This window comes from Burkholderia sp. AU16741 (genome assembly GCF_002223345.1).
Taxonomy (GTDB): Bacteria; Pseudomonadota; Gammaproteobacteria; order Burkholderiales; family Burkholderiaceae; genus Burkholderia; species Burkholderia sola.
This window is the reverse complement of the sequence record NZ_NKEZ01000003.1, coordinates 1,427,344-1,441,995: the sequence shown is the minus strand read 5'-3', so window position 1 is coordinate 1,441,995 and position 14,652 is coordinate 1,427,344. Positions and strand designations below refer to the sequence as shown.

Genomic DNA, 14,652 nt, shown 5'->3' with positions numbered 1-14,652 from the left:
CGCGGTGTGCGGCGCAGCAAACCGGAGCAGCTATGGCTAAGATACGTTCCGTGCCCGGAGGTTTCAATGGCCGGGCGGCACAAAACACAGGGATTTCGAACCTTTCACGTATGTAAGGGTTCAATCGCAATGATACACGGGATCGTGCTACAATAGCGGATTCATTTGAACCTGTAACTTCTTAATTTTTTGGAGTTTTTATGGCAATCGAGCGCACCCTGTCGATCATCAAGCCGGATGCGGTGGCAAAGAACGTGATCGGCCAGATCTACAGCCGTTTCGAAGGCGCCGGCCTGAAGATCGTCGCATCGCGCATGGCGCACCTGTCGCGTGCCGACGCAGAGAAGTTCTACGCAGTTCACGCAGCGCGTCCGTTCTTCAAGGACCTCGTCGATTTCATGATCTCGGGCCCGGTGATGATCCAGGTTCTGGAAGGCGAAGGCGCGATCCTGAAGAACCGCGACCTGATGGGCGCAACGGATCCGAAGAAGGCGGAAAAGGGCACGATCCGCGCCGACTTCGCCGACAGCATCGACGCGAACGCCGTGCACGGCTCGGACGCTGCGGAAACGGCAGCGGTCGAAATCGCGTTCTTCTTCCCGGAAATGAACGTTTACTCGCGTTAAGCCCTGGCTGACAGCAAGTAGGCAGGATTCAGCGCACGCGGCAAGGCAGCACATCATGACGAGCGAAACTTCCGTCAATCTTCTCGACTTCGACGCCGAGGGTCTTGTCGCGTACTGCGGCAGCCTGGGCGAGAAGCCGTTCCGCGCCAAGCAGTTGCAGCGCTGGATCCACCAATACAACGCCGGCGATTTCGACGGCATGACCGATCTCGCGAAGTCCCTGAGGGAAAAACTCAAGGGCCGCGCATCGATCGTGATGCCGGACATCGCCAGCGATCACGTTTCCGCCGACGGTACGCGCAAGTGGCTGATCGACGTCGGAAACGGCAATGCGGTCGAAACCGTGTTCATCCCGGAAGAGACGCGCGGCACGCTGTGCGTGTCGTCGCAGGCCGGGTGCGCGGTGAACTGCCGCTTCTGTTCGACGGGCAAGCAGGGCTTCTCCCGCAACCTGTCGACAGCTGAAATCATCGGCCAGCTCCGGATGGCCGAATTTGCATTGCGAGCGTCGCTGGGCCGCGCGCCCGGCCCGAACGGCAAGGCCGAACGGGTCGTCACCAACGTGGTGATGATGGGCATGGGCGAGCCGCTCCTGAATTACAGCGCGGTCGTGCCCGCGATGCGGCTGATGCTCGACGACAACGCGTACGGCCTGTCGCGCCGTCGCGTCACGCTGTCGACGTCCGGCGTGGTGCCGATGATGGACCGCCTCGGCGCCGAGTTGCCGGTCGCGCTGGCCGTCTCGCTGCATGCGCCGAACGATGCGCTGCGCGACGAGCTGGTGCCGCTCAACAAGAAGTATCCGCTGCGCGAGCTGATGGCCGCGTGCCAGCGTTATCTGAAAGTCGCGCCGCGCGACTTCATTACATTCGAATACTGCATGCTCGACGGCGTCAACGATACCGAAGCGCATGCGCGCGAACTGCTGGCCGTCACGCGTGACGTGCCGTGCAAGTTCAACCTGATCCCGTTCAATCCGTTTCCGGAATCGGGCCTCATCCGCTCGAAGCCGGAGCAGATCAAGCGCTTCGCCCAGATCCTCATCGATGCGGGTGTCGTCACGACCGTGCGCAAGACGCGCGGCGACGACATCGATGCCGCGTGCGGGCAACTGGCCGGCGCGGTGAAGGATCGCACGCGCCTCGCGGAGCGGACGGGCGCGGCAGGAAAAATCATCGAAGTTCGGGCAGTTTGACGGGGGCACCTGGCCGGGGTGCCCGAACCCTTTGGCGGTGCAACACGCGAATAGCGATCGGTCGCGGCGCCTCGGCGCCGCGCATGGTATGAACCGTTGCGGGTGCCGGCCGGCAGGGGCCGGCGGCAGCCGCCAGTGAAGAAGAATCGACGCGAGGACAAGGATGAGTGAGCCGCAGCCGTCTAACGGCGCAGAGACGAATGCCGCAAAGCCGGCACCGGCGGGACTGGAATCGCTGGCGGCGGTCGGCAGCCGCCTGGCGCAGCTTCGGGAGACGAAGGGCTGGTCGGTCGACGACGTGTCGGCGCGACTCAAGGTCGCACCGCAAAAACTCCGGGCGCTCGAGGCCGGCGACATCAGCCATTTGCCCGGCGTGACGTTCGCGCTCGGTGTCGTGCGCAGCTACGCGAAGATGCTCGGCGTCGATCCGGAGCCGTTCGCGCAGGCGCTGCGCCGCGAGCGCGGGGTGCCGGAAGTCGATCTGTCGATGCCTGCGTCGTCGGGCACGGATCTGCCGCGCGGCCGCGTGTCGATTCCGCTCGGCGGCTCGTCGCGCAACCATCCGTGGCTGTGGGGAACGGGGATCGTCGTCGTCGCGGTGGTCGCCGTACTGATGTGGCACACTGGCGGCGATTCGTCGAGCCTGCTCGCGCGCTTCAAGGGCGGCGACGCCGAGCATGCGTCCGCTGCGAGCGCGTCGGCGGCATCGTCGTCTGCCGAAGAGGCGGCGACGAACGGCGCGTCGGCGGCGGTGGCGAATGAGGTTCCGGCCCCGGCTGCCGCATCGGCTGCCCCGGCGCCGGCGGCTCCGGTCGCGACGGCGGCTGCGTCGCAGCCCGTGACGGAAGCGGCAGCGGCGAGCACGGCCGCGCCGGCCCAGCCCGCGAGCGTCGTGGTGGCGGCAGGCCAGTCGATGGTCGAACTGAAGGTCAAGCAGGATTGCTGGTTCAGCGTGCGCGACAGGAACGGCAAGGAGCTGTTCTCGGCGCTGGTGCGCGCCGGCGAAACGAAGCAGGTTGCCGGTGACGGGCCGTTCAAGGTCACGATCGGCAACAAGGCCGGCCTCGACGCGGTTGCGTTCGACGGAAAACCGGTCGATCCGGCAAAATATTCGGCAGCGCGGGGTAACGTGGCGCGGTTCACGTTGCCCTGACGTCAAGCGCCGTGGCGAAGGCTTGCCGTCGATACTGGCAGGCCGTGAGGGCACGGCGCTTTTTCAATTCATGCGCCGCGTCGCGGCGCATTCCGCGTAAATGGATCTATCGATGCAATCCGAAGCTCAATCCCCACGCAGCAGTCAGATTTGTTCAACCGAGCCGGTGTTCGGCGGGCATCAGCCGCGCCGCGTATCGCATGCGGTGGATGTCCGCTGGGGCGGGCAACTCGTGACGATCGGCGGTGACGCGCCGGTGCGCGTGCAGTCGATGACGAATACCGACACGGCCGATGCGATCGGCACGGCGATCCAGATCAAGGAACTCGCGAATGCGGGCTCCGAACTGGTGCGCATCACGGTCAACACGCCCGAAGCCGCGGCCGCCGTGCCGGCGATTCGCGAGCAGCTCGACCGGATGGGCGTGACCGTGCCGCTCGTCGGCGATTTCCACTACAACGGCCACCTGCTGCTGCGCGACTACCCCGGCTGCGCGGAGTCGCTGTCGAAGTACCGGATCAACCCCGGCAACGTTGGCCAGGGCGCGAAGCGCGACACGCAGTTCGCGCAGATGATCGAGGCCGCGGCGAAGTACGACAAGCCGGTGCGGATCGGCGTGAACTGGGGCAGTCTCGACCAGGACCTGCTTGCGCGCATGATGGACGAGAACGGCGCGCGGGCGCAGCCGTGGGACGCGCAGAGCGTGATGTACGAGGCGCTGATCCAGTCGGCGATCGGCTCGGCCGAACGCGCGGTCGAGCTCGGCCTGGGCCGCGACCGCATCGTGCTGTCGTGCAAGGTCAGCGGCGTGCAGGACCTGATCGCCGTGTACCGCGAACTCGGCCGCCGCTGCGGCTTCGCGCTGCACCTCGGGCTGACCGAGGCCGGCATGGGCTCGAAGGGCATCGTCGCGTCGACGGCAGCGCTCGGTGTGCTGCTGCAGGAAGGGATCGGCGACACGATCCGCATCTCGCTGACGCCGGAACCGGGCGCGTCGCGCACGGGCGAGGTGATCGTCGGCCAGGAAATCCTGCAGACGATGGGCCTGCGCTCGTTCGCGCCGATGGTGATCGCGTGCCCGGGCTGCGGCCGCACGACGAGCACGCTGTTCCAGGAACTCGCGATGCAGATCCAGACGTATCTGCGCGAGCAGATGCCGGCCTGGCGCAAGGAATATCCGGGCGTCGAAAAGATGAACGTCGCGGTGATGGGCTGCATCGTCAACGGCCCGGGCGAATCGAAGCACGCGAACATCGGCATCAGCCTGCCGGGTTCGGGCGAGAACCCGGCCGCGCCCGTCTTCATCGACGGCGAGAAGGTCAAGACGCTGCGCGGCGAGCGGATCGCCGAGGAATTCCAGCAGATCGTCAGCGACTACGTCGCGCGCAATTACGGCCGCACCGAGGCCCTGAACTAATTCGTCCACACACACGAACGATGACTGAACAGAAACGCAAGATCGAGAAGCTCACCGGCGTCAAAGGCATGAACGACATCCTTCCGCAGGATGCCGGCCTGTGGGAATTCTTCGAAGCTACCGTGAAATCGCTGCTGCGCGCGTACGGCTACCAGAACATCCGCACGCCGATCGTCGAACACACGCAGCTCTTCACGCGCGGCATCGGCGAGGTCACGGACATCGTCGAGAAGGAGATGTACAGCTTCACCGACGCGCTGAACGGCGAGAACCTGACGATGCGTCCGGAAAACACCGCGGCCGTCGTGCGTGCGTCGATCGAGCACAACATGCTGTACGACGGCCCGAAACGCCTGTGGTACATCGGCCCGATGTTCCGTCACGAGCGTCCGCAGCGCGGCCGCTATCGCCAGTTCCACCAGGTCGGCGTCGAGGCGCTCGGCTTCGCGGGTCCCGATGCGGATGCCGAGATCATCATGATGTGCCAGCGTCTGTGGGACGACCTCGGCCTGACCGGCATCAAGCTCGAGATCAATTCGCTCGGCCTCGCCGAGGAGCGCGCCGCGCACCGCGTCGAACTGATCAAGTACCTCGAGCAGTTCGCCGACGTGCTCGACGAGGACGCGAAGCGCCGCCTGTATACGAACCCGTTGCGCGTGCTCGACACGAAGAATCCCGCGTTGCAGGAGATCGCGCAGAACGCGCCGAAGCTGATCGACTTCCTCGGCGACGAATCGCGCGCGCACTTCGAAGGACTGCAGCGCCTGCTGCTCGCGAACAACATTCCGTTCAAGATCAACCCGCGTCTCGTGCGCGGCCTCGATTATTACAACCTGACCGTGTTCGAGTGGGTAACCGACAAGCTCGGCGCGCAGGGCACGGTTGCGGCCGGCGGTCGCTACGATCCGCTGATCGAGCAGCTCGGCGGCAAGCCGACCGCCGCGTGCGGCTGGGCGATGGGCATCGAGCGGATCCTCGAACTGCTGAAGGAAGAGGATCTCGCGCCCGAGCAGGAAGGCGTCGACGTGTACGTCGTGCACCAGGGCGAGACCGCGCGCGAACAGGCGTTCATCGCGGCCGAGCGCCTGCGCGACACGGGCCTCGACGTGATCTTCCACTGCAGCGCCGACGGCGCGCCGGCAAGCTTCAAGTCGCAGATGAAGCGGGCCGATGCGAGCGGCGCCGCGTTCGCGGTGATCTTCGGCGAAGAAGAGGTCGCGAACGGCACGGTGGGCGTGAAAGCGTTGCGCGGCGCGGGTGCGGAAGGGGAAAAGAACGTTCAGCAGACCGTACCGGTCGAAAGCTTGACCGAATTCCTAATCAATGCGATGGTTGCATCCGCCGAAGACGGCGACGACTGATCGCGCTGGCATCCGCTCGACAAGAAAAGCCTGAACAGGAAGAAGGAATCGCTCGCCGATGAGTTATCACGACGAACAAGAATCGATTGAAAGTCTCAAGGCGTGGTGGGCCCGCTGGGGCAACCTCACCACGTGGATCGTGCTCGCGGCGCTCGTCGTCGCGGCCGGTTTCAACGGCTGGAACTACTGGCAGCGCCGTCAGGCTGCCGAGGCGTCCGGGCTGTACGAGCAGGTCCAGAAGGCCGCCGCCGCGAACGACAAGGCGCCGATGGCCCGCGCGGCTGCGGACATGGAAGACAAGTTCGGCAGCACGCCGTATGCGCAGATGACGGCGCTCGCGGCCGCGAAGACGCTGTATGCGGCCGGCGACGCGGCAGGCGCGAAGGCGCAGCTGCAATGGGCCGTCGATCACGCCAAGGACGACGAGTACAAGCAGATCGCGAAGCTGCGTCTCGCGTCGCTGCTGCTCGACGAGAAGGCATACGATGCGGGCCTCGCGCTGCTCTCGGGTACGCCGGTCGATGCATTCAAGGGCCTCGTGGCCGATCGTCGCGGCGATCTGCTTGCCGCGCAAGGCAAGACCGACGATGCGCGCGCGGCTTACAAGCTCGCGCTCGACGGCCTGTCGAAGGACGACCAGTCCGCGCGCCAGCTCGTGCAGTTCAAGCTGGACGCGCTCGGCGGCTGAATCCCGGTCCCCTCAACCTCTTAACTCTGCTTCGCTATCCGATGAATTTGCTGAAACGTTACGCTGTGCCCGTTGCCTGCGCGGCGGCTGTCCTCGCTTTGGCGGCTTGCTCGTCGTCGAAGGACGCGCGCCGCGTGCCGACGCCGCTCACCGAGTTCAAGCCCGTCATGGACGTGCAACAGGTCTGGAAGGCGAGCGTCGGCAAGGGCGGACGCTACCTGTTCTCGCCGGTGGCCGTGGGTGACGCCGTCTACGCGGCGGGCGAAAACGGGTCGGTCGAGAAGATCGACGCGAAGACGGGCCAGACGCTGTGGCGCTCGAAGGTCGGTTCGGACCTGTCGGCCGGCGTCGGCAGCGACGGCAACCTGACTGCGGTCGGTGCGCTGAAGGGCGGCGTGTTCGTGCTGGGCCCGGACGGCAAGCAGCTGTGGAAGACCACCGTGCAGGGCGAGATCTTCTCGCCGCCGCTCGTCGGCAACGGCCTCGTGATCGTCCGCACGATCGACGGCCAGGTGATCGCGTTCAACGCGCAGACGGGCGAGCAGAAGTGGAACTACCGCAACCGTGCGGTGCCGCTGAACCTGCGCGTGTCGGCCGGCATGACGTTCGCCGGCGACGCGGCCGTGCTCGCGGGCTTCCCGGGCGGCGGTCTGGTCGCGATCAACCTGCAGACGGGCGAGCCATTCTGGCAGACCCCGGTGTCGTTCCCGAAGGGCGTGACCGAGGTCGAGCGCATCAACGACGTCAGCGGCCCGCCGACGCTCGTGGGCGCGGAAACCTGTGCGGTGACGTTCCAGGGGCAGCTCGGCTGCTTCGATGCGAATTCGGGTCGGCCGCTGTGGGAAAAGCCGTTCTCGAGCCGCAGCGGCCTCGCGCAGGACGATTCGGTGGTTGCCGGCGGCGACGACTGGTCGGTCGTCACCGCGTACGACGCGGCCACGGGCAACCAGCTCTGGCGTAACGACAAGCTGAAGAGCCGTGACGTCGGCGTGCCGTACCTGCTCGGGCACGCGGTCGTGATGGGCGATTACAAGGGCTTCGTGCACTTCCTGTCGCGCGAAGACGGCAGCTTCATCGCGCGGATGAAGACCGACGGCAGCGCGATCACGGCGGCGCCGGTCCTCGCGGGCAATACGCTCGTCGTGCAGACGAAGGACGGCGGCCTGTACGGGTTCCGCCCGCGCTGACGCGCAGGAAACAGGCACGGCCGTGGCGCGGCGGGCAGATCCCGCGCGCCGCGGCCGCGCGACTTGAAGGCGGCCGGCGTTCCCGGCCGCTCGGTATTTGAAAGGCAGTTCGAGACGAAAGACGACGGCGCGCAACGCGCGCCGGGCGCACGCATCCGGCGCGGCCCGAATTCGTGATATTTTCATTCAGCGCAGCCGCCCGCAGCAGCGGGCCTCCCGCTGCTGCGCTTCACCGTAGAAAACACAGATGAAACCGGTCATTGCCCTCGTTGGGCGCCCCAATGTGGGGAAATCCACGCTGTTCAACCGGCTCACGCGCTCGCGCGATGCGCTGGTCGCCGACTTGCCGGGCCTCACGCGCGATCGCCATTACGGCGAAGGACGCGTCGGCGAGCGGCCGTACCTGGTCGTCGATACCGGCGGCTTCGAGCCCGTCGCGAAGGACGGCATCCTGCACGAAATGGCGCGCCAGACGCGGCAGGCCGTCGAGGAAGCCGACGTCGTCGTGTTCATCGTCGACGGCCGCAATGGGCTCGCGCCGCAGGACAAGTCGATCGCCGACTACCTGCGCAAGACCGGCCGGCCGATCTTCCTCGTCGTCAACAAGGCCGAGGGGATGAAGTACACGGCGGTCGCGACGGATTTCTACGAGCTCGGGCTCGGCGATCCGCGCGCGATCTCGGCCGCGCACGGCGATGGCGTGACCGACATGATCAACGAGGCGCTGGAAGTCGCGTATGCGGGCCAGCCCGAGGAAGCGGACGAGGACGATCCGTCGCGCGGCGTCAAGATCGCGATCGTCGGCCGCCCGAACGTCGGCAAGTCGACGCTCGTGAATGCGCTGATCGGCGAAGACCGCGTGATCGCGTTCGACATGCCGGGCACGACGCGCGACTCGATCTACGTCGACTTCGAGCGTAACGGCAAGAAATACACGCTGATCGACACGGCCGGCCTGCGACGCCGCGGCAAGGTGTTCGAGGCGATCGAGAAGTTCTCGGTCGTGAAGACGCTGCAGTCGATCTCCGACGCGAACGTCGTCATTCTTCTGCTGGATGCGCAGCAGGACATTTCCGACCAGGACGCGCACATCGCCGGCTTCGTCGTCGAGCAGGGCCGCGCGCTCGTGATCGGCGTCAACAAGTGGGACGGCCTCGACGATCACGCGCGCGACCGCGCGAAAGCGGATTTGACCCGCAAGCTGAAATTCCTCGACTTCGCGAAATCGCACTTCATTTCGGCCGCGAAGAAGACGGGTATCGGCGCGCTGATGCGCTCGGTCGATGACGCGTACGCGGCGGCGATGGCGAAGCTGCCGACGCCGAAGCTCACGCGCGCGCTGATCGAGGCCGTCGAATTCCAGCAGCCGCGCCGTCGCGGCCCGGTGCGCCCGAAGCTGCGCTATGCGCACCAGGGCGGCCAGAATCCGCCGATCATCGTGATCCACGGCAATGCGCTCGACGCGGTGACGGAGACCTACAAGCGTTACCTCGAAAACCGGTTCCGCGAAACTTTCTCGCTGACCGGGACTCCATTGCGCATAGAGTTCCGTTCGTCGAACAACCCGTACGCGGACAAGGGCTGAAGCACGCCCCGCAAGGCATCGGCCGCATGGCCAGTGGCCGGGCGGGGCAGGCAAAATCAGCTATAGTGTAGCGATTGGCGCCGGATCTCTTTTTCTTCGCCGCCAATCCAGATCAACCTGCAAAAAAAGATGGAGTACGCCATGAGCAACAAAGGGCAATTGTTACAAGACCCGTTTTTGAACGCACTGCGCAAAGAGCACGTTCCCGTTTCGATCTACCTCGTCAACGGCATCAAGCTTCAAGGGAACATTGAATCGTTCGACCAGTACGTCGTGTTGCTCCGTAATACGGTGACCCAGATGGTTTACAAGCACGCCATCTCGACGGTCGTGCCGGCGCGCCCGGTGAATTTCCACCCGGACGCGGAAGCCTCGTCCCAACCTATCGCAGCGGCCGGCATCCGGTCGCCGCGAGCGACCGATGCCAGCCGCCTTATCTTGACACCCGATAATTTGATCAACGCAGCGCTCGTCGGCATCGATTTCGGCAAGACCGATTTCGAAGCCAGTCTCGAAGAACTCAGTCTTCTCGCCTCCAGTGCGGGGGCCTGTCCCGCCGTCACCCTCACGGGTCGTCGCGCCAGTCCCGATGCCAAGATGTTCATCGGCAGCGGCAAAGCCGAAGAACTGCGGCTTGCCTGCGACGCGCACAACGTCGAAATCGTCATCTTCAACCACGCGTTGGCGCCCGCCCAGCAACGTAATCTGGAGCAAGCGCTTAACAGGCGCGTGGTCGATCGCACGAGCCTCATCCTCGACATCTTCGCGCAGCGCGCCCGCAGCCACGAAGGCAAGCTGCAGGTCGAGCTCGCGCAGCTTCAATACCTGTCGACCCGGCTCATTCGCGCGTGGACCCACCTCGAACGGCAAAAGGGCGGTATCGGCCTGCGCGGCCCCGGCGAAACCCAGCTCGAAACCGACCGCCGGCTGATCGGCGAACGCATCAAGATGCTGAAGTCGAGGCTCGACCGGCTGCGCCGCCAGCACAGCACGCAGCGCCGGCAGCGCGCGCGCAGCGGCACGATGTCGGTGTCGCTCGTCGGCTATACGAACGCGGGCAAGTCGACGCTGTTCAATGCGCTGACGAAAGCGCAGGCGTACGCGGCCGACCAGTTGTTCGCGACGCTCGATACGACGTCGCGGCGCGTGTACCTCGGCGACGAAGTCGGGCAGATCGTCGTGTCCGATACGGTCGGGTTCATTCGCGAACTGCCTCACCAGCTCGTCGCGGCGTTCCGCGCGACCCTCGAGGAAACGATCCACGCGGATCTGCTGCTGCATGTGGTCGATGCGTCGAGCACGGTCAGGCTCGAGCAGATCGAGCAGGTCAACGGCGTGCTGCACGAGATCGGCGCGGACACGATCCGCCAGGTGCTGGTATTCAACAAGATCGACGCCGTACCCGAGCTGGCGGCCCGCGGCGACGCGGTCGAGCGTGACGAGTATGGTAATATTTCGCGCGTCTTTTTGAGCGCGCGCACCGGTCAGGGTCTCGATACGTTGCGTGCCGCCATCGCCGAAATTGCCTCCGCGGAACACCTTTCCAGCGCGACGTTACCCGACGCGCTCGATGGCACGTCCGCTGAACCACACGAAGACCACACGATTTCCGAACACGGGCGCTAACCGGTCCCGGCCGGTTCGTCGGCGTCTAATCTGGTGAACAAACTCTGGTGAACGAATACAACGAGCGGAGTACCTGGCGGCGGATGCGCGCCTTGCTGTCGATCAACGATCCCCGCTGGGGACGCGGCGAAGGCAATGGCAAGGACGGATCCCGTCCGCGCGCGAACGAATCGAAGCGCCCGCCAGGCGGCGACGGCGATGGTCCGCCCGATCTCGACGAGATGTGGCGCAACTTCAACCGGCGCTTGAGCGGCCTGTTCGGCGGCAAGGGCGGCAACGGCTTTCGTCCTGACAACGGCCGGGCCGCACGGGTCGGCGTCGGGATCGTGATCGGCGTGCTGGTCGCGGTGTATGCGGGCAGCGGGCTGTTCGTCGTGCAGGAAGGCCAGACGGGCGTCGTGCTGCAGCTCGGCAAGCTGTCGGGCACGGTCGGCCAGGGCGTGCACTGGCGCGCGCCGTATCCGTTCGCGTCGCACGAGATCGTCGACACGTCGCAGGTCCGCTCGATCGAGATCGGCCGCAACAACGTCGTGCGTCTCGCGAACGTGAAGGAAGCCGCGATGCTGACGCGCGATGCCGACATCGTCGACGTGCGCTTCATCGTCCAGTACCGGATTCGTTCCGCCACCGATTACCTGTTCCGCAGCGTCGATCCCGAGCGCAGCGTGTCGCAGGCCGCGCAAGCCGCGGTGCGCGCGATCGTCGGCACGCGCAGCGCGGCCGACATGCTGAATCAGGATCGCGATGCGCTGCGCGAGCAGCTTTCCACCGTGATCCAGCGCGATCTCGACCGCTACCAGTCGGGGCTCGAGGTGACGGCCGTCACGATGCAGAGCGTCGCGGCGCCCGAGCAGACCCAGGCCGCATACGCCGAAGTCGCGAAGGCGCGCGACGAGCGCGAGGCCGCGAAGCGCGCCGCGCAGGCGTATGCGAGCGACCTGCTGCCGAAGGCGCAGGGCGATGCGGCGAAGCTCGTCGACGAAGCGAAGGCGTATGCCGATCGCGTGGTCACGGAAGCCGAGGGCGACGCGGACCGCTTCAAGCAGGTCTATGCGCAGTACTCGAAGGCGCCCGCGGTCATCCGCGAGCGGATGTACCTCGAGACGATGCAGGAAATCTATTCGAACGCGACGAAAGTGTTCATCGGCAACAAGGGCGGCAACAGCGTCGTGTACCTGCCGCTCGACAAGCTCGTCGAGCAGGGGCGGCAAAACGCCGCGGCGTCGACCGGCGCGTCCGCGCCCGATGCGGCGTCGGCACCGGCGGCCACGGCGCCGGCGGCGGCCGCAGCCGCACCGGCGAGCGCCGCACCGGCCGTCACCGCGTCGGGTGTCGACGTGCTGCGATCGCGCGAAGCGTTTCGCAGCCGCTCGCGTGAAGACGATACGAAGTAACGGGGAACGCAGAACATGAACCGAATCATTGCGCTCGTCGTCGCAATCGTGATCGTTGCCTTCGCGGCCTCGTCGACGGTCCTCACCGTCGATCCGCGCCATGCAGCCGTGCTGTCGGGTCGCGACGGCACGCAGCCGGAGCTCGCGGGGCCCGGCGTCCACTTCAAGCTGCCGCCGCCGCTGCAGACGGCCACGCTGATCGACACGCGCCTGCAATCGCTCGAATCGTCCGATCCGCTGCAACTGGCGACCGAAGACAAGCACGACCTGCTCGTCGCGTACACGGTGAAGTACCGGATCAGCGATCCGATGAAATATTTCACCGCGACGGGCGGCGACCCGGCGGCTGCGGCCGAACGGCTGTCCGGCGCGTTGAAGGGCGCGCTCGGCGACGCATTCGGCAAGCGCGCGCTCGACGATGCCCTCGGCAGTCAACGCGCGATCGCCGATGCGGCGCGCGATGCGGCGAAGGCGCAAGCGTCCGCTTTCGGCGTCGACGTGGTCGACGTCCAGCTGACGCGTGTCGACCTGCCTGCCGCGCAGACGGAAGCCGTCTATCAACGGATGATCGCCGCGTTGCGCGATCAGGCGGCCCAGGTGCGTGCGCAAGGCGCGGCCGACGTCGAGCAGATCAAGGCCGACGCCGAACGCGAGCAGCAGGCCGTGCTCGCGAACGCGTACAAGTCCGCGCAGACGATCAAGGGCGAGGGCGACGCGAAGGCCGCCACGATCGCCGCCGACGCGTTCGGCCGCGATCCGCAGTTCTATCAGTTCTACGCGAGCCTGCAGGCCTACCGGAACACGTTCAAGCGCAACGACATCATCGTCGTCGATCCCGACAGCGAGTTCTTCCGCTTCATGCGCAGCCCGACGGGCGGTGCCGCACCGGCGGCGCCTGCTCCCCGCAAACATTGACCTTGGGGCGCCGCGTCGAGCGGCGCCGTCGCTCGCATGGACCTGGCTGGCTCGTTGTTGCTCGCAGTAGCGCTGATGCTGATTATCGAGGGCGCATTCCCCTTCGTGTTTCCGTCCGCATGGCGTGACACGTTTCGTAGAATAGCGGAACGGCCGCCGCATCATATCCGGATCGGCGGGCTGATCGTGATGGTGCTCGGGCTCGTGCTGCTGTTGCTCGCGACCTGACCGGCGCCGCGATCCGGACGGCGCATCCGCCGTTCGTTCCGCCCTGATTTCGAAGTTCCGATTCAACTCGCGGCGCGCGTGACGCGCGCCGTTTCCCGTCGTAGGACCGTACCGATGTCGACCTGGTTACTTCCCGAGAATATCGCCGACGTGCTGCCGTCGGAAGCGCGCAAGATCGAGGAGCTGCGCCGCAGGCTGCTCGACCGCTTCCGCTCGTACGGCTACGAAATGGTGATGCCGCCGCTGCTCGAATACCTCGAGTCGCTGCTGACGAGCGGCGGCGCCGATCTGCGCCTGCGCACCTTCAAGCTGGTCGACCAACTGTCGGGCCGCACGCTCGGCCTGCGCGCGGACATCACGCCGCAGGTCGCGCGCATCGATGCTCACCTGTTGAACCGTCAGGGCGTGACGCGCCTCTGCTACGCGGGCCACGTGATGCATACGCGCCCGCGCGGCCTGCACGCGACGCGCGAGCAGATCCAGATCGGCGCCGAAATCTACGGCCACGCCGGGCTCGAAGCCGATCTCGAGATCCAGCAACTGATGCTCGACGCGCTGCATCTCGCAGGCCTGTCGCGCATCCGTCTCGACCTCGGTCACGCGGGCGTGCTTGCGGCGCTGCTGGCGCGCGACGCGCAGGCCGCCGAACGCGGCGAGTCGCTGTACGACGCGCTGTCGGGCAAGGACGTGCCGCTGCTGAACGAACTCACCGACGATCTCGGCGCCGATACGCGCGCCGCGCTGCGCGCGCTGCCGAACCTCTACGGCGACGCGAGCGTGCTGGCCGAGGCGCGTACGCGCCTGCCGGTACTGCCCGAAATCACGCGAGCGCTCGACGATCTGGCGCAGCTCGCGTCGCAGGCGAAGGGCGTCGAAGTCGCGATCGATCTCGCCGACCTGCGCGGCTACGCGTACCACAGCGGCGCGATGTTCACCGCATACGTCGACGGCGTGCCGAACGCGATCGCGCGCGGCGGCCGTTACGACCACGTGGGGCAGGCCTATGGCCGCGCCCGTCCGGCAACCGGCTTCTCGCTCGACCTGCGCGAACTCGCGCGGATTTCGCCGGTCGAGGCGCGCGGTACCGCGATTCTCGCGCCGTGGGCACAGGACGACGCGCTGGGCGCGGCCGTCGCGGCGCTGCGTGATGCGGGCGAAGTCGTGATCCAGGCGCTGCCGGGCCACGACCACGTGCTCGACGAGTTCGCGTGCGATCGTTCGCTCGTCGAGCGTAACGGCGCATGGATGGTCGAACCCCGATAAAGAGGTGTTCGCGG

Annotated in this window: 13 protein-coding genes and 1 pseudogene; all 14 read left to right on the top strand. The window is 66.3% G+C overall.

Annotation, left to right across the window (positions count from 1 at the left end):
- Positions 1-200: 200 nt before the first annotated feature.
- On the top strand, positions 201-626 hold the full coding sequence (ndk, locus tag CFB89_RS09095) for a nucleoside-diphosphate kinase (RefSeq protein WP_006478674.1): 426 nt from the start codon (positions 201-203) through the stop codon (positions 624-626).
- Between the two features lie 55 nt (positions 627-681).
- Positions 682-1,821: a 23S rRNA (adenine(2503)-C(2))-methyltransferase RlmN gene (gene rlmN / locus CFB89_RS09090; RefSeq protein WP_050013195.1), complete on the top strand. Its 1,140-nt coding sequence runs from the start codon at positions 682-684 to the stop codon at positions 1,819-1,821.
- A 163-nt stretch (positions 1,822-1,984) separates the two neighbouring features.
- Entirely contained in the window at positions 1,985-2,974 is a 990-nt protein-coding gene (locus tag CFB89_RS09085) for a helix-turn-helix domain-containing protein (protein WP_089467574.1), read from the top strand.
- Between the two features lie 112 nt (positions 2,975-3,086).
- Positions 3,087-4,391, top strand: a complete 1,305-nt coding sequence (ispG, locus tag CFB89_RS09080; protein ID WP_027806072.1) for a flavodoxin-dependent (E)-4-hydroxy-3-methylbut-2-enyl-diphosphate synthase — start codon at positions 3,087-3,089, stop codon at positions 4,389-4,391.
- Between the two features lie 20 nt (positions 4,392-4,411).
- Complete coding sequence (gene hisS, locus CFB89_RS09075; RefSeq protein WP_034207440.1) at positions 4,412-5,752, top strand: histidine--tRNA ligase; 1,341 nt, start codon at positions 4,412-4,414, stop codon at positions 5,750-5,752.
- A gap of 58 nt (positions 5,753-5,810) precedes the next feature.
- Entirely contained in the window at positions 5,811-6,440 is a 630-nt protein-coding gene (locus CFB89_RS09070; RefSeq protein WP_089467573.1) for a tetratricopeptide repeat protein, read from the top strand.
- Between the two features lie 41 nt (positions 6,441-6,481).
- Entirely contained in the window at positions 6,482-7,627 is a 1,146-nt protein-coding gene (gene bamB, locus CFB89_RS09065) for an outer membrane protein assembly factor BamB (RefSeq protein ID WP_059645732.1), read from the top strand.
- Positions 7,628-7,874: 247 nt separating this feature from the next.
- Entirely contained in the window at positions 7,875-9,212 is a 1,338-nt protein-coding gene (der, locus tag CFB89_RS09055; RefSeq protein WP_089467572.1) for a ribosome biogenesis GTPase Der, read from the top strand.
- A 129-nt stretch (positions 9,213-9,341) separates the two neighbouring features.
- Positions 9,342-9,572, top strand: a pseudogene (hfq, locus tag CFB89_RS35270) (RNA chaperone Hfq); the annotation flags it as partial.
- Between the two features lie 93 nt (positions 9,573-9,665).
- A complete protein-coding gene (gene hflX / locus CFB89_RS09050) occupies positions 9,666-10,838 on the top strand; it encodes a GTPase HflX (protein WP_256979660.1) in 1,173 nt (390 codons plus the stop codon).
- A gap of 47 nt (positions 10,839-10,885) precedes the next feature.
- Positions 10,886-12,232, top strand: a complete 1,347-nt coding sequence (hflK, locus tag CFB89_RS09045; protein ID WP_089467570.1) for an FtsH protease activity modulator HflK — start codon at positions 10,886-10,888, stop codon at positions 12,230-12,232.
- Between the two features lie 15 nt (positions 12,233-12,247).
- Entirely contained in the window at positions 12,248-13,147 is a 900-nt protein-coding gene (gene hflC, locus CFB89_RS09040) for a protease modulator HflC (RefSeq protein ID WP_089467569.1), read from the top strand.
- Positions 13,148-13,183: 36 nt separating this feature from the next.
- A complete protein-coding gene (locus CFB89_RS09035) occupies positions 13,184-13,375 on the top strand; it encodes a DUF2065 domain-containing protein (RefSeq protein ID WP_012328623.1) in 192 nt (63 codons plus the stop codon).
- A 114-nt stretch (positions 13,376-13,489) separates the two neighbouring features.
- Positions 13,490-14,638: an ATP phosphoribosyltransferase regulatory subunit gene (locus tag CFB89_RS09030; protein ID WP_089467568.1), complete on the top strand. Its 1,149-nt coding sequence runs from the start codon at positions 13,490-13,492 to the stop codon at positions 14,636-14,638.
- Positions 14,639-14,652 lie beyond the last annotated feature (14 nt).